The following is a 23,520-nucleotide window of genomic DNA, read 5'->3' as shown; positions in this document are numbered from 1 at the left end:
CCGGACTTTATCGTGACGACAAAATCATGTCTTTTACTGATATCTGAGTCGGTTTCACGTTAAATTCTAATTATTGGTGTTTTCAGTTGGCAGCCTTTACGAAGGCTGGTTAATCTGAAAACGGTTTACATCATTTTAACGTAAGAGAATAACTATGCATGAAGCACAGATCCGTGTCGCCATTGCGGGCGCGGGTGGACGTATGGGTCGCCAGCTGATTCAGGCGGCAATACAAATGGAAGGCGTGGCCCTCGGCGCGGCGCTGGAGCGTGAAGGTTCATCCTTGCTGGGATCCGATGCGGGTGAACTGGCCGGCGCGGGTAAGACAGGCGTTATCGTTCAGAGCAGCCTTGATGCGGTGAAAGATGACTTTGACGTGTTCATCGACTTTACCCGTCCGGAAGGTACCCTGATTCACCTGGCGTTTTGCCGCCAGCACGGTAAGGGGATGGTGATTGGCACCACCGGCTTCGATGATGCGGGTAAACAGGCCATTCAGGATGCCGCCACCGACATTGCGATTGTCTTTGCCGCGAACTTTAGCGTAGGCGTTAACGTCATGCTGAAGCTGCTGGAAAAGGCGGCGAAGGTGATGGGCGACTACACCGACATTGAGATTATTGAAGCGCACCACCGTCATAAAGTCGATGCTCCATCAGGCACGGCGCTGGCGATGGGCGAAGCGATTGCTTATGCAATGGATAAAGATTTAAAAGACATCGCAGTCTATTCCCGTGAAGGGCATACCGGAGAACGCGTGCCGGGCACCATTGGTTTCGCAACCGTCCGGGCGGGCGATATCGTCGGCGAACACACGGCGATGTTCGCCGATATTGGCGAACGTGTTGAGATTACGCACAAAGCGTCAAGCCGCATGACGTTCGCCAATGGCGCAGTACGTTCCGCGTTGTGGCTGAAATCGAAAGAAAAGGGTCTTTTTGATATGCGAGATGTGCTTGATCTCACTAATTTGTAAGCGTTATTACCCATCGTGATGTGGTTATTGCAGTCGTAATGTATTGATTGCATAGGGCAATAATTTATTGCCCTCTTATTTTACCTGTTTTAGATGGAATTCGGTTTTTAATGGTTATAAAGCTGAGTTTTATGCCATTATTCTGTGAATTGAATGTAAATTTTGACCATTTGGTCCACTTTTTATCGCCCCCGCCTCTCAAATTCCATAAAACCTACCGCGCAAGCGTTTTCCAGGATGATTTACCTGATCTTTTTGCCCGTTAAACCCCATTCAAGCCGCCAGCCCTGCAAAAGAATAAACAAAATACCCGTTTTAAGTTGACTTTTACATGCCAAATCCCCAGAATGCCGCCGTTTGCCAAAAATCCGCTGGCAACACATTTGCATTGATTCATGACGTGGTTATGAATTAATATGCAAATAAAGTGAGTGAATATTCTCTGGAGGGTGTTTTGATTAAGTCAGCGCTATTGGTTCTGGAAGACGGAACCCAGTTTATCGGTCGGGCCATAGGGGCAACGGGTTCGGCGGTTGGGGAAGTCGTTTTCAATACTTCAATGACCGGTTATCAAGAAATCCTCACTGATCCTTCCTATTCTCGCCAAATCGTTACTCTTACTTATCCTCATATCGGCAATGTCGGCACCAATGCGGCTGACGAAGAATCCTCTCAGGTACATGCGCAAGGCCTGGTCATTCGTGACCTGCCGCTGATTGCCAGCAACTTCCGCAACACCGAAGACCTTTCTTCTTACCTGAAGCGCCATAACATTGTGGCGATTGCCGATATCGATACCCGCAAGCTGACGCGTCTGCTGCGCGAGAAGGGTGCACAGAACGGCTGCATCATCGCAGGGGATAACCTCGACGCGACGCTGGCGCTGGAAAAAGCGAAAGCCTTCCCGGGCCTGAACGGTATGGACCTGGCGAAAGAAGTGACTACCGCCGAAGCCTACAGCTGGACGCAGGGGAGCTGGACGCTGGAAGGCGACCTGCCGGAAGCGAAAAAAGAGAACGAACTGCCGTTCCACGTGGTGGCCTACGATTTTGGTGCCAAGCGCAACATCCTGCGCATGCTGGTTGACCGCGGCTGCCGCCTGACGGTGGTTCCGGCACAAACGTCCGCTGAAGAGGTGCTGAAGATGAACCCGGACGGCATCTTCCTTTCTAACGGCCCAGGCGACCCGGCGCCGTGCGATTACGCTATCGACGCCATCAAGTCCTTCCTCGAAACCGATATCCCGGTATTCGGCATCTGCCTCGGCCATCAGCTGCTGGCGCTGGCGAGCGGAGCGAACACCGTGAAGATGAAGTTTGGCCACCACGGTGGGAACCACCCGGTGAAAGACATCGACAACAACACGGTGATGATTACCGCGCAGAACCACGGCTTTGCCGTCGATGAAGCCTCGATGCCCGCTAACCTGCGCGTGACGCACAAATCCCTGTTCGATGGCACCTTGCAGGGCATCCATCGCACCGATAAGCCTGCGTTCAGCTTCCAGGGCCACCCTGAAGCCAGCCCGGGCCCGCACGATGCCGCGCCGCTGTTCGATCACTTCATCGAACTCATCGAGCAATACCGTAAGACCGCTAAATAATCAGGAGCTGAGAAGACCATGCCAAAACGTACAGACATAAAAAGCATCCTGATCCTTGGCGCTGGCCCGATCGTGATCGGCCAGGCCTGTGAATTTGACTACTCCGGCGCGCAGGCGTGTAAAGCCCTTCGCGAAGAGGGTTACCGCGTTATCCTGGTGAATTCTAACCCGGCCACCATCATGACCGACCCGGAAATGGCAGATGCGACCTACATCGAGCCAATTCACTGGGAAGTGGTACGCAAAATCATCGAGAAAGAGCGTCCGGACGCGGTGCTGCCAACCATGGGCGGCCAGACGGCGCTGAACTGCGCGCTGGAGCTGGAGCGTCAGGGCGTGCTGGAAGAGTTCGGCGTGACCATGATCGGTGCAACCGCCGACGCGATTGATAAAGCTGAAGACCGTCGCCGCTTCGACGTGGCGATGAAAAAAATCGGCCTCGACACCGCGCGTTCCGGTATCGCACACAATATGGAAGAAGCGCTGGCCGTTGCGGCTGAAGTGGGTTATCCGTGCATCATCCGTCCTTCCTTCACCATGGGCGGCACCGGCGGCGGTATCGCCTACAACCGCGAAGAGTTTGAAGAGATTTGCGAGCGCGGCCTGGATCTCTCCCCAACCAAAGAGCTGCTGATTGATGAATCGCTGATTGGCTGGAAAGAGTACGAGATGGAAGTGGTGCGTGATAAAAACGACAACTGCATCATCGTCTGCTCCATCGAAAACTTCGATGCGATGGGGATCCACACCGGCGACTCCATCACCGTTGCGCCAGCCCAGACGCTGACCGATAAAGAGTATCAAATCATGCGTAACGCCTCGATGGCGGTACTGCGTGAAATCGGCGTGGAAACCGGCGGCTCTAACGTGCAGTTCTCGGTGAACCCGAAAACCGGTCGTCTGATCGTTATCGAAATGAACCCGCGCGTGTCCCGTTCCTCCGCGCTGGCCTCTAAAGCCACCGGCTTCCCGATTGCGAAAGTGGCGGCGAAGCTGGCGGTGGGTTATACCCTCGACGAGCTGATGAATGACATCACCGGTGGCCGCACGCCAGCCTCCTTCGAGCCGTCTATCGACTACGTTGTGACCAAAATTCCACGCTTCAACTTCGAGAAATTCGCCGGCGCTAACGACCGTCTGACGACCCAGATGAAATCTGTGGGTGAAGTGATGGCGATTGGCCGCACGCAGCAGGAATCCCTGCAAAAAGCGCTGCGCGGCCTGGAAGTGGGCGCGACCGGCTTTGACCCGAAAGTGAGCCTGGACGACCCTGAAGCATTGACCAAAATTCGCCGCGAGCTGAAAGACGCGGGTGCAGAGCGTATCTGGTACATCGCCGATGCCTTCCGCGCGGGCCTGTCCGTCGATGGCGTATTTAACCTGACTAACATCGACCGCTGGTTCCTGGTGCAGATTGAAGAGCTGGTGCGTCTGGAAGAGAAAGTGGCGGAGCTGGGCATCAACGGCCTGGACGCAGACTTCCTGCGCATGCTGAAGCGTAAAGGCTTCGCCGATGCGCGTCTGGCTAAACTGGCGGGCGTGCGTGAAGCGGAAATCCGCAAGCTGCGCGACCAGTATGACCTGCACCCGGTTTACAAGCGCGTGGACACCTGTGCGGCAGAGTTCTCGACCGACACCGCGTACATGTACTCCACTTATGAAGACGAGTGCGAGGCGAACCCGTCCGTCGACCGCGACAAGATCATGGTGCTGGGCGGCGGTCCAAACCGTATCGGCCAGGGCATCGAGTTCGATTACTGCTGCGTACACGCCTCGCTGGCGCTGCGCGAAGACGGTTACGAGACCATCATGGTCAACTGTAACCCGGAAACCGTGTCGACCGACTACGACACCTCCGACCGCCTCTACTTCGAGCCGGTAACCCTGGAAGACGTGCTGGAAATCGTGCGCATCGAGAAGCCAAAAGGCGTGATCGTGCAGTACGGCGGCCAGACTCCGCTGAAGCTGGCACGCGCGCTGGAAGCCGCAGGCGTGCCGGTTATCGGCACCAGCCCGGACGCGATTGACCGCGCGGAAGACCGTGAGCGTTTCCAGCAGGCGGTTGACCGTCTGAAGCTGAAGCAGCCGGCGAACGCCACCGTGACCGCCATTGAAATGGCCGTTGAGAAGGCGAAAGAGATTGGCTACCCGCTGGTGGTGCGCCCGTCCTACGTGCTGGGCGGCCGCGCGATGGAAATCGTCTACGACGAAGCCGACCTGCGCCGCTACTTCCAGACGGCGGTGAGCGTTTCCAACGATGCGCCAGTGCTGCTTGACCGCTTCCTCGACGACGCGGTTGAGGTGGACGTGGATGCCATTTGCGACGGCGAAATGGTGCTGATTGGCGGCATCATGGAGCATATCGAGCAGGCAGGCGTGCACTCCGGTGACTCCGCCTGTTCTCTGCCGGCCTACACGCTGAGCCAGGAAATTCAGGACGTGATGCGTCAGCAGGTGCAGAAGCTGGCCTTTGAGTTGCAGGTTCGTGGCCTGATGAACGTTCAGTTCGCGGTGAAAGACAACGAAGTTTACCTGATTGAAGTCAACCCGCGTGCGGCGCGTACCGTACCGTTCGTCTCTAAAGCAACCGGTATTCCGCTGGCGAAAGTGGCGGCGCGCGTGATGGCTGGCCAGACGCTGGCGCAGCAGGGCGTCACCAAAGAAATCATCCCGCCGTATTACTCGGTGAAAGAGGTGGTGCTGCCGTTCAACAAATTCCCGGGCGTTGACCCGCTGTTAGGGCCAGAGATGCGCTCTACCGGGGAAGTGATGGGCGTGGGCCGTACCTTCGCAGAAGCGTTTGCCAAGGCGCAGCTGGGCAGCAGCTCTACCATGAGAAAATCGGGCCGTGCGCTGCTCTCCGTTCGCGAAGGCGATAAAGAGCGCGTGGTTGACCTGGCCGCCAAGCTGCTGAAACAGGGCTTCGAGCTGGACGCAACCCACGGTACGGCGATTGTGCTGGGTGAAGCGGGTATCAACCCGCGTCTGGTGAACAAAGTGCATGAAGGTCGTCCGCACATTCAGGACCGCATCAAGAATGGCGAGTACACCTACATCATTAACACCACCGCAGGCCGCCAGGCGATTGAAGACTCCAAGCTGATTCGCCGCAGCGCGCTCCAGTACAAAGTGCACTACGACACCACTCTGAACGGCGGTTTCGCGACGGCCATGGCGCTGAATGCGGACGCCACCGAGAAGGTGATTTCGGTGCAGGAAATGCACGCTCAGATTAGCAAATAATCTGCGTAGGCGCGGCAAGCGGTAGCGCCGCCGGGCATATGGCGGGTGGCGCTTCGCTTACCCGCCCTACGGTTTTCTTTACCCATCTTAAGAACCTTCTGGTTTTTCATCCGCTTTCAGTCAGTTAGCCTAAAATAGTTAGGTCGATAACGAAAATTCAACTGAGAGCAGGGGAAAACACCATGCAAAATAAACTACTGATCGCTTCCGTTCTGGCTGCCACCGCAATGTTCACCGTAGCGGGCTGTTCGTCCAATCAGGCCGTAAAAACCACCGATGGCAAAACGATTGTCACCGACGGGAAACCGCAGGTGGATGACGATACCGGGCTGGTGTCGTACAAAAACGCCGAAACCGGTCAAACTGAACAGATTAACCGCGACCAGGTGAAATCCATGGGCGAACTGGATAACTAATTCAGTTTTCTGACGTTAGCCCGTCAATAATATTCACTATTAGCCTGTTGAATTACTGTCTACACTCTTCTGGTAAAAGAAGGCAGTAAAACAACAGGCTACTCAATGATTCTGATAATTTATGCGCACCCTTATCCGCAGCACTCGCACGCGAATAAGCGGATGCTTGAGCAGGCAAGGACGCTCGAAAACGTAGAGATACGTTCCCTCTATCAACTCTATCCCGATTTTAATATCGATATCGCCGCCGAACAGGAGGCGCTCTCTCGTGCCGATCTAATCGTCTGGCAGCATCCGATGCAGTGGTACAGTACGCCACCGCTGCTGAAACTGTGGATCGACAAAGTCTTCTCGCACGGTTGGGCATACGGACACAACGGCAAAGCGCTTCAGGGCAAAAGCCTGATGTGGGCCGTAACCACCGGCGGCGGTGAAAGCCACTTTGAAATTGGCGCTTTCCCGGGATTTGAGGTGCTGGCGCAGCCGCTTCAGGCTACCGCCCTTTACTGTGGCCTGACCTGGCTTCCGCCTTTTGCAATGCACTGTACCTTTGTCTGCGACGATGAAACCTTGCAGGCGCAGGCTCGTCACTACAAACAACGTTTACTCGAGTGGCAGGAGGCGCACAATGGATAGCCATACGCTGATACAGGCGCTGATTTACCTCGGCGCGGCGGCATTAATTGTGCCGGTAGCGGTGCGTCTGGGGCTGGGATCGGTCCTCGGCTATCTGATTGCCGGATGTGTCATTGGCCCCTGGGGCTTCCGCCTGGTGACGGATGCCGAGTCGATCCTGCATTTTGCAGAGATCGGCGTGGTGCTGATGCTGTTTGTGATTGGTCTGGAGCTGGATCCGCAGCGGCTGTGGAAGCTGCGCGCCTCGGTATTTGGCGGAGGCGCTCTGCAAATGCTGGGCTGCGGCCTGCTGTTAGGCGGATTCTGTATTTTGTTAGGCATGGAGTGGAAAGTCGCGGAGCTGATCGGCATGACGCTGGCGCTCTCCTCGACGGCGATTGCCATGCAGGCAATGAACGAGCGTAACCTGACGGTCTCGCAAATGGGGCGCAGCGCCTTTTCCGTTCTGCTGTTCCAGGATATTGCCGCGATCCCGCTGGTGGCGATGATCCCGCTGCTGGCAACCAGCGGCGCGTCAACGACGCTGGGAGCATTTGCCCTCTCGGCGCTGAAGGTTGTCGGCGCGCTGGCGCTGGTGATCCTGCTGGGCCGCTACGTAACGCGTCCGCTGCTGCGCTTTGTTGCGCGCTCTGGCCTGCGCGAAGTGTTCAGCGCCGTTGCGTTATTCCTGGTGTTTGGTTTTGGATTGCTGCTGGAAGAGGCCGGGCTGTCGATGGCGATGGGTGCCTTCCTTGCGGGCGTTTTACTGGCAAGCTCCGAATACCGGCACGCGCTGGAAAGCGATATCGAGCCGTTTAAAGGGCTGCTGCTGGGGCTGTTTTTCATCGGCGTCGGGATGTCTATCGACTTCGGAACGCTGGTTACCCATCCGCTGCGCATCATCATTCTGCTGGTGGGCTTCCTGGTTATAAAAATGACCATGCTGTGGCTGATTGCCCGTCCGTTAAACGTGCCAAAACCGCAGCGCCGCTGGTTTGCCGTGCTGCTGGGGCAGGGGAGTGAGTTTGCGTTCGTGGTCTTTGGCGCGGCGCAAATGGCCAACGTACTCGATCCGGAATGGGCAAAAGCCCTGACGCTGGCGGTCGCGCTGTCGATGGCCGCAACGCCGATCCTGCTGGTGCTGCTGACGCGTCTGGAAAAAGCGGGAAGCGAACAGGAGCGAGAAGCCGACGAGATCGACGAAGAGCAGCCGCGCGTAATCATCGCTGGGTTTGGCCGCTTCGGGCAAATCACTGGCCGTTTACTGCTCTCCAGCGGTGTGAAAATGGTTATCCTCGATCACGATCCCGACCATGTCGATACGCTGCGTAAGTTCGATATGAAGGTGTTTTACGGCGATGCGACCCGGGTTGACCTGCTGGAATCCGCCGGTGCGGCGAAGGCCGAGGTGTTGATTAACGCCATCGACGATCCTGAGACCAGCATGCAGATGGTTGAGCTGGTCAAAGAGCACTTCCCGAACCTGACGATTATCTCGCGTGCGCGCGACGTGGATCACTACATCCAGCTGCGTCAGGCGGGAGTGGCGGCACCGGAGCGTGAAACCTTTGAAGGGGCGCTCAAATCGGGCCGCATGGCGCTGGAAAGCCTGGGGCTTGGCGCGTATGAAGCGCGTGAGCGTGCCGATCTGTTCCGTCGTTTTAATCATGAGATGGTGGAAGAGATGGTGGCGATGGCGAGCAGTACGGCAACCGAACGCGCAGCGGTGTTTAAACGCACCAGCACCATGCTGACGGAGATCATTAACGAGGATCGTAATCACCTGTCGCTGGTTCAGCGCCACGGCTGGCAAGGAACGGAAGAGGGCAAGCATACCGGTAATCCGGAAGATGAACCGGAGAGTAAACCCTCTGCGTGAAGTGGAGTTGCCAGCAATATTAAAAAATTTCTAATTCTTTACCCTGCCGCCAGTCGACGAAAGATTAAGCTTTCCGTATAGTGGCGGCAATTTTTTGCATCCGGGAAATTTTCAATGATCAGTCTGATTGCAGCGCTGGCGGTAGACCGCGTTATCGGCATGGAAAACGCCATGCCGTGGAACCTGCCTGCCGATCTCGCATGGTTTAAACGTACTACGTTAAACAAGCCGGTAGTGATGGGCCGCCTGACCTGGGAGTCGATTGGTCGTCCATTACCAGGGCGTAAGAATATTGTGATCAGTAGCCAGCCGGGCACAGACGATCGCGTTCAGTGGGTTAAGTCCGTTGATGAAGCGATTGCCGCCTGCGGTGATGCCGAAGAGATCATGGTGATCGGCGGCGGTCGTGTTTATGAGCAGTTCCTGCCAAAAGCGCAGAAGCTGTATCTGACCCACATTGATGCGGAAGTGGAAGGGGACACGCATTTTCCGGATTACGATCCGGATGAGTGGGAGTCCGTGTTCAGCGAGTTTCACGATGCGGATGCGCAAAACTCACACAGCTACTGCTTCGAAATTCTGGAACGTCGTTAATGGTTTTATCCTCTCCCGGTGGGAGAGGATAAACGTTCTCAGGAAGCGACCGCTTCACCCTCACCTAAGTCCAGCTGTCGGTTGGATGGCTGCACAAAGTAAGCTTTATCTTCCCAGCGTAAGCAGGTTAAATCCCCACCCCAGCAGCATCCGGTATCCAGCGCATAGATATTTTCCGGCGTACCTTTCCCTTCCAGCGAGGCCCAGTGGCCAAATACCACGCTGTATTCATTCGTCACGGGGCCCGGAATGGCAAACCACGGCTTAAGCGGCGCAGGGGCATTTTCCGGCGTATCTTTGCAATACATATCCAGCTGCCCGTTCGGGAAGCAGTAGCGCATCCGCGTAAACGCATTGGTGATAAAACGCAGTCGCGCCAGGCCGCTGAGGTCATCACTCCAGTTGTTCGGCATGTCGCCGTACATCGCATCGAGGAAGAACGGATAGGAGTCGCTCGCCAGCACCGCTTCCGCGTCGCGCGCGCAGGTTTTTGCCGTCTCAAGATCCCACTGAGGCGTGATGCCGGCATGGGCCATCACCAGTTTTTTCTCTTCGTCAATCTGGAGCAGCGGCTGGCGACGCAGCCAGTTGAGCAACTCGTCGGCGTCCGGTGCTTCCAGCAGGGGGGTAATACGATCTTTCGGCTTATTACGGCTGATCCCGGCGTATACGGCCAGCAAATGCAGATCGTGGTTGCCCAGCACCAGCCGCACGCTGTCGCCCAGAGATTTGACATAGCGGAGGACGTCCAGCGAGCCAGGACCGCGCGCCACTAAGTCGCCTGTGAGCCAGAGCGTGTCCTGCCCGGGAATAAAGTCGACCTGTTTTAATAATGCGATCAGTTCATCGTAGCAACCGTGAACGTCGCCAATCAGATATGTAGACATTAGATTAATGAATAAGTGTAGGTACGGCGAGACGGAATACGGGAATGGCAATGCGGAAGGCATTACCGTCGGCATCGACCATTTCGTAATGGCCCTGCATGGTGCCCAGCGGCGTTTCAATTACCGCGCCGCTGGTGTACTGATACTCTTCGCCAGGGGCGATATGAGGTTGTTCACCGACCACACCTTCACCCTGGACTTCAATTTCGCGGCCATTGCCGTTGGTGATAAGCCAGTAGCGCCCGAGCAGTTGCACGGGCATCCGCCCCAGATTGCGAATGGTTACGGTATAAGCAAAGACAAAACGTTCTTCATCCGGTGTGGATTGGGACTCAATGTAGACGCTTTGAACCTGAACACAGACGCGGGGCGAATCAATCATGGCTTAGCTCTCCTTCGGCGGCGCATTGTCGCTGATGTAATTAGCCAGCTTGCAGTACTGCTCAACGGAAATATTTTCCGCACGCATTGCCGGGTCGATACCCAACTCAGCTAACACGTCAACGGTAAACAGATTGCCAAGGCTGTTACGAATCGTTTTACGACGCTGGTTAAAGGCTTCAGTGGTAATACGGCTCAGCACACGCAGGTCTTTGACCGGGTACGGCATCGTTTTGTGCGGCACCAGGCGTACCACCGCAGAATCCACTTTTGGCGGCGGCGTGAACGCGGTAGGCGGTACTTCTAATACCGGGATCACGTTGCAGTAATATTGCGCCATCACGCTTAAACGACCATACGCCTTACTGTTCGGCCCTGCAACCAGACGGTTAACGACCTCTTTTTGCAGCATGAAGTGCATGTCGGCAATGGCATCAGTATAGCTAAACAGATGGAACATCAGCGGGGTGGAGATGTTGTACGGCAGGTTACCGAACACGCGTAGCGGCTGGCCCATTTTTTCTGACAGTTCGCCGAAGTTCATGGTCATCGCATCTTGCTGATAAATCGTCAGCTTCGGCCCGAGGAACGGATGCGTTTGCAGACGCGCGGCCAGATCGCGGTCAAGTTCGATAACGGTCAGTTCGTCAAGGCGTTCGCCTACCGGCTCGGTCAACGCGGCAAGGCCCGGGCCGATTTCGACCATGGCCTGGCCTTTCTGCGGATTAATGGCAGAGACGATGCTGTCGATCACGAACTGATCGTTGAGAAAGTTTTGCCCGAAGCGTTTACGGGCTAAGTGGCCCTGATGGACTCGATTAGTCATTGAGTATTAACAATCATTTTGATGGCGAGATTAAGCGCCGTAATAAAACTGCCGACATCCGCTTTTCCCTGGCCTGCCAGATCCAGCGCAGTACCGTGGTCAACGGACGTTCGAATAAAGGGTAAACCGAGGGTGATATTCACCCCGCGGCCAAAGCCCTGGTATTTTAGCACGGGCAGACCCTGATCGTGGTACATCGCGAGCACGGCGTCAGCATTATCCAGGTATTTGGGCTGGAAAAGGGTGTCGGCAGGCAATGGCCCGCTGAGGTTCATCCCCTTCGCCCGCATCTCCTCAAGTACCGGAATGATGGTGTCGATCTCTTCGGTGCCCATATGTCCGCCCTCACCCGCGTGCGGATTCAGGCCACAAACCAGCACATGCGGCTGCGGAATGCCGAATTTGGTTTGCAGATCGTGATGCAAAATGCCGATGATCTCACGCAGGAGTTCAGGCGTAATGGCATCCGGAATGGCTTTGATGGGCAGGTGAGTCGTGACCAGCGCAACGCGCATTTCTTCGGTTGCCAGCATCATGACCACTTTCGGGCTGTGCGAACGCTCTTCGAAAAATTCGGTATGCCCGGTAAATGGAATGCCCGCGTCGTTGATGACCCCTTTATGCACCGGACCGGTGATCAGGGCGGCAAATTCGCCCTTCAGACACCCGTCACAGGCGCGCGCCAGCGTCTCGACAACGTAGTGGCCGTTTTCGGTGTGTAACTCACCGGGGACAACAGGTGCACGAAGCGGAACAGAGAGCAGGGTGAGGGTGCCAGCCTGCTGCGGTGCGGGCTGTTGGCCTTCAACGTAAGGGATGAGCGTTAAAGGCAGACCGAGCAAGGCTGCCCGGTCTTGTAACAGTGTTGCATCAGCGCAGACAACCAACTCGACCGGCCAGCTGCGCTGGGCGAGCTGAACCACAAGGTCAGGCCCAATCCCAGCGGGTTCGCCGGGAGTGATCGCAACACGATGCGGCTTCATCAGTTGCTCAGGACCTTCACGTAAGCGCTGGCGCGTTGTTCCTGCATCCAGGTTGCGGCTTCTTCAGAGAACTTACGGTTGAACAGCATACGATACGCTCGGTCTTTCTGTGCCGCGTCGGTTTTATCCACGTTGCGGGTGTCCATCAGCTGGATCAGATGCCAGCCGAAGGAGGAGTGCACTGGTGCGCTCATCTGGCCTTTGTTCAGCTTCATTAACGCATCGCGGAAAGCCGGATCGTAAATATCGGCTGCCGCCCAACCCAGGTCGCCGCCCTGGTTAGCAGAGCCAGGATCCTGAGAGAACTCTTTTGCCGCTTTATCAAAGGTGGTTTTACCGCTCTTGATGTCTGCCGCGATCTGTTCCAGCTTCGCACGGGCCTGATCGTCAGTCATGATCGGAGACGGTTTAAGCAGGATATGACGCGCGTGAACTTCGGTGACGGAAATGTTCTGGCTCTGGCCGCGCAGATCGTTCACTTTCAGAATGTGGAAGCCCACACCGGAACGGATAGGACCGACGATGTCGCCTTTCTTCGCCGTGCTCAGCGCCTGTGCAAACAGGGATGGCAGCTCCTGAATACGTCCCCAGCCCATCTGGCCGCCTTTCAGCGCCTGCTGATCAGCAGAGTACGTGATGGCCAGCTTGCCGAAGTCATCGCCATTACGCGCCTGCTCAACGATAGCGCGCGCCTGGCTTTCTGCCTCAGCCGCCTGATCGGAGGTTGGGTTTTCCGGCAGTGGGATCAGGATGTGGCTCAGGTTAAGCTCGGTGCTGGCATCATTCTGATTACCCACCTGTTTTGCCAGAGCTTCCACTTCCTGAGGCAGGATGGTGACGCGGCGACGGACTTCATTATTACGCACTTCTGAAATCAGCATCTCTTTACGGATCTGATTACGGTAGGTGGCATAGCTGATGCCGTCATAGGCCAGGCGGCTACGCATCTGATCCGGGGTAATGTTGTTCTGCTTTGCGATGTTGGCGATCGCCTGATCGAGCTGCTCGTCAGAGATCGTCACGCCCATTTTCTGGCCCATTTGCAGGACAATCTGATCCATGATCAGACGTTCCAGGATCTGGTGGCGCAGCGTGGCGTCATCCGGAAGTTGTTGACCTGCTTCGCCCGAATTGAGCTTTACAGATTTCATCAAACCGTCAACGTCACTTTCAAGCACGACGCCGTTGTTAACCACAGCCGCGACTTTATCGACAACCTGTGGGGCCGCGAAGCTGGTATTCGCAACCATAGCGACACCGAGTAGCAGCGTTTTCCAGTTCTTCATACTTTTTCCATTTCAATTAACCGCAAAGCGGATTACGTTGTAAATCAAGCACATTACAATGAACTACGATACGGCAGAATGTTCGAGCGCAGCATCTGCTGCGTGCCCAGACCGTAGTTAGAACTCAGGCCGCGCAACTCGATATTAAAGCCAATCACGTTATCGTATTTGCCCTGACTGTTTTGCGTATCCCAGCCGTTAAGTTTGCGTTCGTAACCGACACGTATTGCGTAACAGCAGGAGTTATATTGCAGACCTAACATCTGGTCGGCAGGTTTTTGGGCATTCGTGTCATAGTAGTAGGCCCCGACGACTGACCAGCGATCGGCGATCGGCCAGCTCGCGGCAGTACCTACCTGTGAAATACCGTCTTTGTATTGGTCCGTATTCGCATAGTTAGGCAGCGTCGCCTGGATATACTCCGGGCTGGCGTAACGATACGTCAACTGCAACATGCGGTCTTCATCACGACGATACTCAATGGCAGCGCTGCCCGTCGCGATATTGTCCAGTCGTGTATCGTACTGAACACCACCGCGCAGACCCCAACGGTCCGTCATGCGCCAGTAGGTGTCGCCTGCCCATACCAGTGAGCCCGTTTTGTTGTCTTTCTCCCAGTTAATGTCGTCATCACCGGTACGAGACTCGGTGAAATAGTAGATTTGACCAACAGAAACGTTAAAACGTTCAACGGCAGCATCATCATAAACGCGCGTTGTGACGCCGGTCGTTAACTGGTTAGCAGACGCAATACGGTCAAGGCCGCCGTAGGTACGGTCACGGAACAGGCCGCTGTAGTCTGATTGCAGGAAAGATGAGTCGTAGTTTTGAATTTTGCTCTGATCGCGATAAGGCACGTAGAGATACTGCATACGCGGCTCAAGCGTCTGGGTGTATCCATCGGCGAGAAGGCCCATATCACGTTCGAAGATCAGCTTCCCGTCCATTTTGAACTGCGGAAGCGTACGGTTTACCGACTCTTCAAGATCGGTGCCATAGCGTTTGTTATACCAGTCCAGATTTTTCTGCTGGTAGTGGGTGGCCATCAGCTTGGCTTCGGTGTTCAGGCTCGCCCAGTCGTTTGACCATGGCAGATTGATCGTCGGCTCGATATGCAGACGCGTTGATTCCGGCATATCCGAGTTGGTGTTGACGAAATGAACCGCCTGAGCATAAACGCGCGTGTCGAAAGGACCCACATCGTTCTGATACCAGTTCACGTCCAGCTGCGGCTCTGCACCGTAGGTACTGCGCGATTGCGTATCAAATACCTGGAACTGCTTGGTCGACACGGTGGCGTCGAAGTTCTCAATGGCGTAGCCCACGCTGAATTTCTGCGTGGCGTAACCGTCGGTACTGGACCCGTATTTAGAGTCAAAGTCGTTGAAGTAATACGGATCGCTGACCTTGGTATAGTCGACGTTGAAGCGCCATACCTGATCCAATACCCCGGCGTGCTTCCAGTAGTACATCCAACGGTGCTTATCACCTTCGGAAGGATGCTCGTCCTGGAACACTTTATCTGATGGCAGATAATCAAATTCCATCAGACCCGCGCCCGCCTTGGTCAGATAGCGGAACTCGTTCTCCCACATGATGTTACCGCGCTTGTGGATATAGTGCGGCGTGATCGTGGCGTCCATGTTGGGCGCAATGTTCCAGTAGTACGGCAGGTAGAACTCAAAGTAGTTCGACGTGCTGTACTTGGCGTTCGGGATCAGGAAGCCCGAACGACGTTTGTCGCCCACCGGCAATTGCAGGTAAGGACTATAGAAAATCGGCACCGGGCCAAGCTTGAAGCGAGCGTTCCAGATCTCGGCGACCTGTTCTTCACGGTCGTGGATCACTTCACTGCCCACGACGCTCCAGGTATTTGACCCAGGCAAACAGGACGTAAACGTGCCGTTTTCGAGAATGGTGTAGCGGTTTTCGCCGCGCTGCTTCATCAGGTCTGCGGTTCCGCGCCCCTGACGACCCACCATCTGGTAATCACCTTCCCAGACGTTGGTATCTTTCGTATTCAGATTGGACCAGGCTTTCGGACCTTTCAGGATGACCTGATTGTCGTCATAGTGCACATTACCCAGCGCATCCACCGTACGGACAGGCGCCTGGGCACCTTCCGGTTGCTTCTGGTGCAATTGCACTTCGTCAGCCAGCAGGCGGCTGTTTCCCTGGTTAATATCGACATTGCCCGTAAAGGTCGCGTTGTCAGGATAATTACCTTTTGCGCTGTCGGCATTAATGGTGACGGGTAAGTCATTCGTATCGCCTTTCACCAGTGGGCGATTGTAACTTGGGACGCCAAGCATACACTGCGAGGCGAGATCGGCTGCGAGCCCCTGTTGGTTATACAGGGCGGTGCCAATCATTGTGGCCAGAAGGGTGGGGATACGTTTTTTCATACGTTGTATTTTATTGTTCCGTCATCAGTGGCTACGGCTTACAAACGCTCAGAGACTATCTTACTCATCAGCGCAGTACCAGCGTTAATCCTGCCCGTTTGCGCGCCAGAGTGTTAGGCTCGCTATCGAATGACGAGTATGATAATGCAAATTATAGGCGATGTCCCTCAATTGACCGTGGCGCGACCACTGTAATGATGGCGTTGCGTCGGCCAGGAACATGACCATTCGGGGAGTATATGCAGTATTGGGGTAAAATAATCGGCGTTGCGTTCGCAATTATTATGGGTGCCGGATTCTGGGGCGTCGTTCTTGGCCTCATTATCGGCCATATGTTTGATAAGGCACGCAGCCGCAAAATGGCCTGGTTTGCCAACCAGCGCGAGCGCCAGTCACTCTTTTTCTCCACCACCTTTGAGGTGATGGGGCATTTAACCAAATCAAAAGGGCGCGTAACGGAAGCCGACATTCAGGTCGCCAGCGTCTTTATGGACCGCATGAATCTGCACGGTGAATCACGCATCGCGGCGCAGAATGCGTTCCGGATTGGTAAATCAGATAACTACCCGCTGCGAGAAAAAATGCGGCAGTTCCGTAGCATCTGTTTCGGGCGCTTTGATTTAATTCGGATGTTTCTGGAAATTCAAATCCAGGCCGCTTTCGCGGATGGCTCTCTGCATCCGAATGAACGGGACGTCTTATACGTAATTGCCGAAGAGCTGGGCATTTCCCGCATGCAGTTCGACCAGTTCCTGCGCATGATGCAGGGCGGTGCGCACTTTGGCGGCGGTTATCAGCAGCAATCGTCCGGCGGCGGCTGGCAGCAGGCGCAGCGTGGCCCTACGCTTGAAGATGCCTGTAACGTCCTCGGCGTGAAGCCGTCTGACGATGTCACGACCATCAAACGCGCGTATCGTAAGCTGATGAGCGAGCACCATCCGGATAAGCTGGTGGCGAAAGGCCTGCCGCCAGAGATGATGGAGATGGCGAAACAGAAAGCGCAGGAAATCCAGAAAGCCTACGAGCTGATTAAAGAGCAGAAAGGTTTTAAATAAAAAAAAGGCCCGACACAACGTCGGGCCTATTTTTCAGAAGTCCACTGGGGCTTTGAACGTCATGGTGTTGCCGAAAGCAGGGTGGGTGATGGTGAGCGTCAGCGCATGCAGTTGCAGGCGCGGCGCTAACGCCAGCGCTTCCGGCGGCGCATAAAATCTGTCTCCCAGAATGGGGTGACCCATCGCCAGCATATGCACGCGCAGCTGGTGGGAGCGCCCGGTAATCGGCTTCAGCAGGACGCGGGCGGTGTTATCCGGCGCGTACTCCAGCACTTCATACTCGGTTTGCGCTGCCTTGCCGGTTTCATAACACACCTTCTGCTTTGGCCGGTTCGGCCAGTCGCAAATCAGCGGTAAATCCACCAGCCCTTCCGCCTGCGCCGGATGGCCCCACACGCGGGCGACATACTGCTTCTTCGGCTCGCGCTCGCGGAACTGACGTTTAAGCTCGCGCTCAGCCGCTTTATTCAGCGCCACCACAATCACGCCGCTGGTGGCCATATCCAGACGATGGACAGACTCGGCCTGCGGATAATCGCGCTGAATGCGCGTCATCACGCTGTCCTTGTGCTCATCCAGACGGCCCGGCACGGACAACAAGCCGCTTGGCTTGTTGACCACCATAATGTGCTCATCCTGATACAGAATGACCAGCCACGGATCCATCGGGGGATTGTAGGGCTCCATTACCATCTTGCGCTCCGCTTACTGATGCGTCACAACGATAAGGCGCAGGGCGTCGAGACGCCATCCCGCCTGATTCAGGCTTTCCAGCACCTGCTGACGGTTGCTCTCAATCGCGGCCAGTTCATCGTCACGAATGTTCGGGTTCACCGCTTTCAACGCTTCCAGACGCGACAGTTCAGCTGACAGCTTCTCGTCAGCTTCGCTGCGCGCCGCATCGATCAGCTCTCTGGCCGCTTTTTCGGCCTGGGCTTCACCCAGTTGCAGGATGGCATGCACGTCCTGCTGCACCGCATTCACCAGCTTGCTGCCGGTATGGCGGTTGACCGCGCTCAGCTGGCGGTTGAAGCTTTCAAACTCCACCTGGCCGGCCAGGTTCGTACCGTTTTTATCCAGCAGCAGACGCACCGGCGTTGGCGGCAGGAAGCGGTTAAGCTGAAGCTGTTTCGGCGCCTGCGCTTCCACAACGTAGATCAGCTCCACCAGCAGCGTGCCCACGGGCAACGCTTTGTTCTTCAACAGGGAGATGGTGCTGCTGCCGGTATCGCCGGAGAGGATCAGATCCAGACCGTTGCGGATCAGCGGGTGCTCCCAGGTGATGAACTGTGCGTCTTCGCGGGACAGCGCCACATCACGCTCAAAGGTGATGGTGCAGCCATCTTCCGGCAGGCCCGGGAAATCCGGCACCAGCATATGATCGGACGGGGTCAGCACGATCATGTTCTCGCCGCGATCGTCCTGGTTAATGCCGACGATGTCGAACAGGTTCATGGAGAAGCTGATCAGGCTGGTGTCGTCGTCCTGTTCTTCAATACTTTCGGCAAGCTGCTGCGCTTTTTCGCCGCCGTTGGAGTGGATCTCCAGCAGGCGGTCGCGCCCCTGCTCCAGCTGGGCTTTCAGCGCGTCGTGCTTCTCGCGGCAGGATTTGATCAGCTCATCAAAGCCGTCGGTATTTTCCGGCGCCGCGAGATAACCGATCAGATCGCCATGCACCTGGTCATAAATGGTGCGGCCCGTCGGACAGGTATGTTCAAACGCATCCAGCCCTTCGTGATACCAGCGAACCAGAACGGACTGAGCGGTTTTCTCCAGATACGGAACGTGGATCTGAATGTCGTGCGCCTGACCGATACGATCCAGACGGCCGATACGCTGCTCCAGCAGATCCGGGTTAAACGGCAGATCAAACATCACCAGATTGCTGGCAAACTGGAAGTTACGGCCTTCAGAACCGATTTCGGAGCACAGCAGAACCTGTGCGCCGCTGTCCTCTTCACCAAACCAGGCCGCAGCGCGGTCGCGCTCGACAATGGACATACCTTCGTGGAACACGGCGGCGCGAATACCTTCACGCTCGCGCAGAACCTGTTCCAGCTGAAGCGCGGTGGCGGCTTTGGCGCAGATCACCAGCACCTTCTGGGAACGGTGCGCGGTCAGGTAGCCCATCAGCCACTCCACGCGCGGATCGAAGTTCCACCAGGTGCCGGTGTCGCCTTCAAACTCCTGATAAATCTGCTCCGGGTAGAGCATGTCGCGCGCGCGATCTTCCGCCGATTTACGGGTGCCCATGATGCCGGAGACTTTAATCGCGGTCTGATACTGGGTCGGCAGCGGTAACTTGATGGTGTGCAGCTCGCGTTTCGGGAACCCCTTCACGCCGTTACGGGTGTTGCGGAACAGCACGCGGCTGGTGCCGTGACGGTCCATCAGCATGTCGATCAGCTCTTTGCGCGCGGATCCGGCGTTATCGCTGTCGCTGTTCGCGGCCTGAAGCAGCGGCTCGATGTCCTGCTCGCCAATCAGATCGCTCAGGGTGTTGAGTTCATCATTAGAGAGACGATTACCTGCCAGCAGCAGCGCGACGGCATCCGCTACCGGACGGTAGTTTTTCTGCTCTTCAACAAACTGCTCGAAATCGTGGAAACGGTTTGGGTCGAGCAGGCGCAGACGGGCGAAGTGGCTCTCAAGACCCAGCTGCTCCGGCGTTGCGGTCAGGAGCAGAACCCCCGGTACGCGCTCGGCAAGCTGCTCGATCGCCATGTATTCACGGCTTGGCGCATCTTCGCTCCAGACGAGGTGGTGGGCTTCGTCGACGACCATCAGATCCCATTCAGCATCGCACAGATGCTCCAGGCGCTGCTTGCTGCGGCGCACGAAGTCCAGGGAGCAAATCACCAGCTGTTCGGTTTCAAACGGGTTATCCGCGTCGTGCTGGGCTTCGGCATAACGCTCGTCGTCGAACAGGGAGAAGCGCAGGTTAAAGCGGCGCAGCATCTCCACCAGCCACTGGTGTTGCAGCGTTTCCGGCACCACAATCAGCACGCGCTCGGCAGCGCCAGAGAGCAGCTGCTGGTGCAGGATCATGCCGGCTTCGATGGTTTTACCCAGGCCCACTTCGTCAGCCAGCAGCACGCGAGGTGCATGGCGACGGCCCACGTCATGGGCGATGTTCAGCTGATGGGGGATCAGGCTGGTACGCTGACCGCGCAGGCCACTCCACGGCATGCGGTACTGTTCACTCTGGAACTTACGCGCGCGGTAGCGCAGGGAGAAGCGATCCATTCGGTCGATTTGCCCGGCAAACAGACGGTCCTGCGGCTTGCTGAACACCAGTTTGCTGTCGAGCAGCACTTCACGCAGGATGACGTTTGTCTCGTCGGTATCAAGGCGCGTTCCGATGTAGGCGAGCAGTCCATTCTCTTCTTTTACGTCTTCAACCTTTAGCTGCCAGCCGTCATGGCTGGTCACGGTATCACCCGGATTGAACATTACGCGGGTAACAGGGGAGTCATTGCGAGCGTACAGGCGGTTTTCACCGGTAGCAGGGAAAAGGAGGGTAACCATGCGCGCATCGACGGCAACGACGGTTCCTAATCCAAGTTCGCTTTCTGTATCGCTGATCCAGCGTTGACCAAGTGTAAAAGGCATAGTTGTTCGGCTCTAATCTTTAATTGCAGGCAATAGTTCGACCCCCGTCAAAAAAGACGGTCATCGAAAAATGGGTCCGGGAATGGAAAGGGCGCTATGGTACTGGATGGCAACGGTTTCGTCACGCGTCAAAATAGCCCAAGTTGTCCTGTCACTAGTGTAGCAAAGTCGTCGTCGATGAACGGTAAAATTCCCTCCGCAACCGGCTGAAGCTGACGGGTGAGGTAGTGATCGTAATCGAGAGGCGACTGTTGATAATCAACGGGTTCCGGTCCGTTCGTCGTCCAGACGTATTTTATCGTCCCCCGGTTCTGATACTGCGGTGCGCGTCCCCGACGAACGTTCTCTTCGTCCGCCAGCCGCGCCGCGCGCACGTGAGGGGGAACGTTACGCTGATACTCTGCCAGCGGGCGGCGCAGGCGTTTGCGATACACCAGCTGGTCATCCAGTTCACCCGCCATCAGGCTGGCGATGGTGTCGCGCACGTAATCCTGATAAGGCTCGTTGCGAAATATTCGCAGGTAGAGCGTCTGCTGGAACTGCTGCGCCAGTGGCGTCCAGTCGGTGCGCACCGTCTCCAGCCCCTTAAACACCATCCGCTGCGCTTCACCTTCCTGAATCAGCCCGGCGTAGCGCTTCTTGCTGCCCTGGTCGGTTCCGCGAATGGTAGGCATTAAAAAGCGGGTGAAATGGGTTTCAAACTCCAGCTCTAACGCGCTGGTTAACCGCTCTTTTTGCAAAGTTTCGCGCCACCAGTCGTTCACAAAGGCGACCAGATCTTTGCCGATTTGCGCGGCGTCGTCTTCCGAATGGGCGGCTTTCAGCCAGACAAAGGTGGAGTCGGTATCGCCATAAATGACGTCATAGCCCCGGGATTCAATCAGCGCTTTGGTCTGGCGCATAATCTCGTGCCCGCGCATGGTGATGGACGACGCCAGACGCGGATCAAAGAAGCGGCAGGCGCTGGTACCTAGCACGCCGTAAAAGGCGTTCATAATGATTTTCAGCGCCTGCGAGAGCGGTTTGTTGCCGTGGCGTTTCGCCTCGTCGCGGCCGTGCCAGATGTTTCCCACGATTTCCGGCAGGCAGTGTTTTTCGCGCGAGAAGCGTGCCCCGAGAAAACCTTCGGTGCTGTGTTCATCATCTGGCTGCGCCATCCCCTCCACCAGCCCTACCGGGTCAATCAGGAAGGTGCGGATAATCGACGGGTACAGGCTTTTATAGTCCAGCACTAGAACCGAGTCATACAGCCCGGGCCGAGAATCCATCACGTAGCCGCCGGGGCTGGCCTGCGGCGGCACGTCGCCAAGGTTGGGGGCGACGTAGCCCGCGCGGTGCATTCGTGGGAAATAGAGGTGGCTAAAGGCGGCTACCGAGCCGCCGTGCCTGTCGACCGCCAGGCCGTTCACCGTCGCGCGCTCCAGCAGGAACGGCATGATCTCGGTTTTGTGGAAAATCTGCGTCACCAGCTCGCAGTCCTTCAGGTTATAGGTGGCGAGCGCCGGCTTATCCTGGTTAAAGCGCCGGTCAATCTCGTCCATTCTGTCCCAGGGATTGTCGATGGATTTCCCTTCGCCGAGCAGCTCCCGGGCGACCGCTTCGAGGGAGAATGACGAGAAGTTCCAGAAGGCGGATTTCAGCGCCTCGATGCCGTCGAGAATCAGGCGACCATTGGCCTGGGCAAAGAAAACGCCGTTCTTGAAACCGTGCTCACGCCACTCCAGCTCGCTGTTGCCGCGTCCCAGTATTAAGGGAATGCGGTAACGTTCGGCATGTTTTTGCAGCACGCGCAGGTCAAACTGGACGACGTTCCAGCCTATCAGCACGTCCGGATCGTGCTCGGCAAACCACTGGTTAAGCTTCTCCAGGAGCTGCGGGCGGCTGCTGACGTACTCAAGCTGAAAATCCAGCGCGGACGCATCGCCGTTCGGCGGCCCGAGCATATAGACAACCCGCTGCCCGCAGCCTTCCAGGCCAATGCAGTACAGTTCGCCGTGACGGGTGGTTTCGATGTCCAGCGAGACCCACTTGAGCGGCGGGCGATAATTCGGGTTAGGCTTGAGGCGCGCGTTCACGAGACTGCCATTCTGTTCCGCGCCGTCCACCCAGACGGGCGCGGTAATAAACCGCTCCATCAGAAAACGTTCCGGCGGGCGAATGTCCGCTTCGTAGAGCGTTACGCCCGCTTCGCGCAGCAGTTTTTCGTAACGCATCAGCTGGCGATGGGCGCGGCAGTAAAGGCCATACACCGGCTGACGGTGGAAATCTTTTAGCTCAAGAGGCGTGAGACGCCAGCCGTTTTCACCGCGCAGCAGTTGCTTTACCTTTTCGACGTGGCCTTCAGGGATAAACGCCACGGACTCCTGAGGCGGCAGGGTAACGTGCAGCGGGCCGTTATCCGTCGCCAGCCAGAACGCAACCTCGGTGCCCTGAGGAGTATCCCGCCAGTGTCGGGTCAGTAAAAAGCCTTCTTGCGCCTGTGCCACGCTGCGATCCCACAAAACAAAACCAGGCCTGATTATAGCCTGGTTTGCTGTGTTTTTATACAGCATTTATTTTGCGATTTCAAAAAACTCAAGTTCCAGAGTGTTGCCTTTTTTATATACACAATAGCGTTGATAATCATTGCTGTAATCGTTATGGTTTTTATAAACCCATGAACAGTTATATTTGCTAATCCCTTTGAATTTATTAATGAAGTTAAATATTTTTTGTTCCTGCTTAGTAATGTCTTTTATGTTTTTATATTGGATGCTTAC

General features: G+C 56.1%; 17 protein-coding genes and 1 pseudogene. 8 read left to right on the top strand and 10 right to left on the bottom strand.

What is annotated here, in order from left to right; translation table 11 throughout:
- Window positions 1-154 precede the first annotated feature (154 nt).
- The 7 genes from dapB to folA all read left to right on the top strand — a co-directional run bounded on the left by dapB (window position 155) and on the right by folA (window position 9,326).
- Entirely contained in the window at window positions 155-976 is an 822-nt protein-coding gene (gene dapB / locus IM267_RS16190) for a 4-hydroxy-tetrahydrodipicolinate reductase (RefSeq protein ID WP_193033813.1), read from the top strand.
- Window positions 977-1,430: 454 nt separating this feature from the next.
- Window positions 1,431-2,579, top strand: coding sequence for a glutamine-hydrolyzing carbamoyl-phosphate synthase small subunit (gene carA / locus IM267_RS16185; protein ID WP_193033812.1), 1,149 nt, complete (start codon window positions 1,431-1,433; stop codon window positions 2,577-2,579).
- A gap of 18 nt (window positions 2,580-2,597) precedes the next feature.
- Window positions 2,598-5,822, top strand: coding sequence for a carbamoyl-phosphate synthase large subunit (carB, locus tag IM267_RS16180; protein ID WP_023315370.1), 3,225 nt, complete (start codon window positions 2,598-2,600; stop codon window positions 5,820-5,822).
- Between the two features lie 182 nt (window positions 5,823-6,004).
- Complete coding sequence (locus tag IM267_RS16175; RefSeq protein ID WP_003856439.1) at window positions 6,005-6,238, top strand: YgdI/YgdR family lipoprotein; 234 nt, start codon at window positions 6,005-6,007, stop codon at window positions 6,236-6,238.
- Window positions 6,239-6,343: 105 nt separating this feature from the next.
- The gene (gene kefF, locus IM267_RS16170) at window positions 6,344-6,874 is read left to right on the top strand and encodes a glutathione-regulated potassium-efflux system oxidoreductase KefF (protein WP_063867430.1); all 531 of its coding nucleotides are present in this window, start codon (window positions 6,344-6,346) and stop codon (window positions 6,872-6,874) included.
- A complete protein-coding gene (kefC, locus tag IM267_RS16165) occupies window positions 6,867-8,732 on the top strand; it encodes a glutathione-regulated potassium-efflux system protein KefC (protein ID WP_063867431.1) in 1,866 nt (621 codons plus the stop codon). The genes kefF and kefC overlap by 8 nt, the downstream gene beginning before the upstream one ends.
- Before the next feature lie 114 nt (window positions 8,733-8,846).
- Window positions 8,847-9,326, top strand: coding sequence for a type 3 dihydrofolate reductase (folA, locus tag IM267_RS16160; RefSeq protein ID WP_003856431.1), 480 nt, complete (start codon window positions 8,847-8,849; stop codon window positions 9,324-9,326).
- 38 nt (window positions 9,327-9,364) lie between these two features.
- Here folA and apaH read toward each other — a convergent pair whose 3' ends face one another.
- The 6 genes from apaH to lptD are packed head-to-tail and all read right to left on the bottom strand — an operon-like array spanning window position 9,365 to window position 16,094.
- Window positions 9,365-10,213 carry a bis(5'-nucleosyl)-tetraphosphatase (symmetrical) ApaH gene (gene apaH / locus IM267_RS16155; RefSeq protein WP_063867432.1) on the bottom strand — a complete coding sequence of 283 codons (849 nt, stop codon included), beginning with the start codon at window positions 10,211-10,213 and terminating at the stop codon, window positions 9,365-9,367.
- Between the two features lie 4 nt (window positions 10,214-10,217).
- The gene (gene apaG, locus IM267_RS16150) at window positions 10,218-10,595 is read right to left on the bottom strand and encodes a Co2+/Mg2+ efflux protein ApaG (RefSeq protein WP_003856425.1); all 378 of its coding nucleotides are present in this window, start codon (window positions 10,593-10,595) and stop codon (window positions 10,218-10,220) included.
- Between the two features lie 3 nt (window positions 10,596-10,598).
- The gene (gene rsmA, locus IM267_RS16145; RefSeq protein WP_063450688.1) at window positions 10,599-11,420 is read right to left on the bottom strand and encodes a 16S rRNA (adenine(1518)-N(6)/adenine(1519)-N(6))-dimethyltransferase RsmA; all 822 of its coding nucleotides are present in this window, start codon (window positions 11,418-11,420) and stop codon (window positions 10,599-10,601) included.
- The gene (gene pdxA, locus IM267_RS16140; RefSeq protein ID WP_063450687.1) at window positions 11,417-12,403 is read right to left on the bottom strand and encodes a 4-hydroxythreonine-4-phosphate dehydrogenase PdxA; all 987 of its coding nucleotides are present in this window, start codon (window positions 12,401-12,403) and stop codon (window positions 11,417-11,419) included. Before pdxA ends, rsmA begins: the two co-directional genes overlap by 4 nt.
- Window positions 12,403-13,689: a peptidylprolyl isomerase SurA gene (surA, locus tag IM267_RS16135; RefSeq protein WP_063867433.1), complete on the bottom strand. Its 1,287-nt coding sequence runs from the start codon at window positions 13,687-13,689 to the stop codon at window positions 12,403-12,405. Before surA ends, pdxA begins: the two co-directional genes overlap by 1 nt.
- 53 nt (window positions 13,690-13,742) lie before the next feature.
- Window positions 13,743-16,094 (bottom strand): LPS assembly protein LptD, encoded by a 2,352-nt coding sequence (gene lptD, locus IM267_RS16130; protein ID WP_193033811.1) that lies wholly within the window; start codon window positions 16,092-16,094, stop codon window positions 13,743-13,745.
- Window positions 16,095-16,333: 239 nt separating this feature from the next.
- On the opposite strand from lptD, the gene djlA reads away from it, so the two are divergent.
- Window positions 16,334-17,149, top strand: coding sequence for a co-chaperone DjlA (gene djlA, locus IM267_RS16125; RefSeq protein WP_102750036.1), 816 nt, complete (start codon window positions 16,334-16,336; stop codon window positions 17,147-17,149).
- A gap of 33 nt (window positions 17,150-17,182) precedes the next feature.
- Here djlA and rluA read toward each other — a convergent pair whose 3' ends face one another.
- The 4 genes and pseudogenes from rluA to IM267_RS21340 form a co-directional block, all read right to left on the bottom strand.
- On the bottom strand, window positions 17,183-17,842 hold the full coding sequence (gene rluA / locus IM267_RS16120) for a bifunctional tRNA pseudouridine(32) synthase/23S rRNA pseudouridine(746) synthase RluA (RefSeq protein ID WP_112791998.1): 660 nt from the start codon (window positions 17,840-17,842) through the stop codon (window positions 17,183-17,185).
- Window positions 17,843-17,854: 12 nt separating this feature from the next.
- Window positions 17,855-20,761 (bottom strand): RNA polymerase-associated protein RapA, encoded by a 2,907-nt coding sequence (gene rapA / locus IM267_RS16115; protein WP_063867437.1) that lies wholly within the window; start codon window positions 20,759-20,761, stop codon window positions 17,855-17,857.
- A 128-nt stretch (window positions 20,762-20,889) separates the two neighbouring features.
- Window positions 20,890-23,247, bottom strand: coding sequence for a DNA polymerase II (gene polB / locus IM267_RS16110; RefSeq protein WP_193033810.1), 2,358 nt, complete (start codon window positions 23,245-23,247; stop codon window positions 20,890-20,892).
- 66 nt (window positions 23,248-23,313) lie between these two features.
- Window positions 23,314-23,520 (bottom strand): annotated as a pseudogene (locus tag IM267_RS21340) (hypothetical protein); the annotation flags it as partial.

Source organism: Enterobacter cloacae complex sp. P15RS, from assembly GCF_014895905.1.
GTDB lineage: Bacteria > Pseudomonadota > Gammaproteobacteria > Enterobacterales > Enterobacteriaceae > Enterobacter > Enterobacter quasihormaechei.
The sequence above is the reverse complement of the archived record's forward strand: the minus strand, read 5'-3'. Positions and strand labels throughout refer to the sequence as shown.

Coding starts and splice junctions, on each gene's coding strand:
- dapB (WP_193033813.1), top strand. CDS start 155: ATGCATGAAGCACAGATCCGTGTCGCCATTGCGGGCGCGGGTGGACGT.
- carB (WP_023315370.1), top strand. CDS start 2,598: ATGCCAAAACGTACAGACATAAAAAGCATCCTGATCCTTGGCGCTGGC.
- IM267_RS16175 (WP_003856439.1), top strand. CDS start 6,005: ATGCAAAATAAACTACTGATCGCTTCCGTTCTGGCTGCCACCGCAATG.
- kefF (WP_063867430.1), top strand. CDS start 6,344: ATGATTCTGATAATTTATGCGCACCCTTATCCGCAGCACTCGCACGCG.
- kefC (WP_063867431.1), top strand. CDS start 6,867: ATGGATAGCCATACGCTGATACAGGCGCTGATTTACCTCGGCGCGGCG.
- folA (WP_003856431.1), top strand. CDS start 8,847: ATGATCAGTCTGATTGCAGCGCTGGCGGTAGACCGCGTTATCGGCATG.
- apaH (WP_063867432.1), bottom strand. CDS start 10,213: ATGTCTACATATCTGATTGGCGACGTTCACGGTTGCTACGATGAACTG.
- apaG (WP_003856425.1), bottom strand. CDS start 10,595: ATGATTGATTCGCCCCGCGTCTGTGTTCAGGTTCAAAGCGTCTACATT.
- rsmA (WP_063450688.1), bottom strand. CDS start 11,420: ATGACTAATCGAGTCCATCAGGGCCACTTAGCCCGTAAACGCTTCGGG.
- pdxA (WP_063450687.1), bottom strand. CDS start 12,403: ATGAAGCCGCATCGTGTTGCGATCACTCCCGGCGAACCCGCTGGGATT.
- surA (WP_063867433.1), bottom strand. CDS start 13,689: ATGAAGAACTGGAAAACGCTGCTACTCGGTGTCGCTATGGTTGCGAAT.
- lptD (WP_193033811.1), bottom strand. CDS start 16,094: ATGAAAAAACGTATCCCCACCCTTCTGGCCACAATGATTGGCACCGCC.
- djlA (WP_102750036.1), top strand. CDS start 16,334: ATGCAGTATTGGGGTAAAATAATCGGCGTTGCGTTCGCAATTATTATG.
- rluA (WP_112791998.1), bottom strand. CDS start 17,842: ATGGTAATGGAGCCCTACAATCCCCCGATGGATCCGTGGCTGGTCATT.
- rapA (WP_063867437.1), bottom strand. CDS start 20,761: ATGCCTTTTACACTTGGTCAACGCTGGATCAGCGATACAGAAAGCGAA.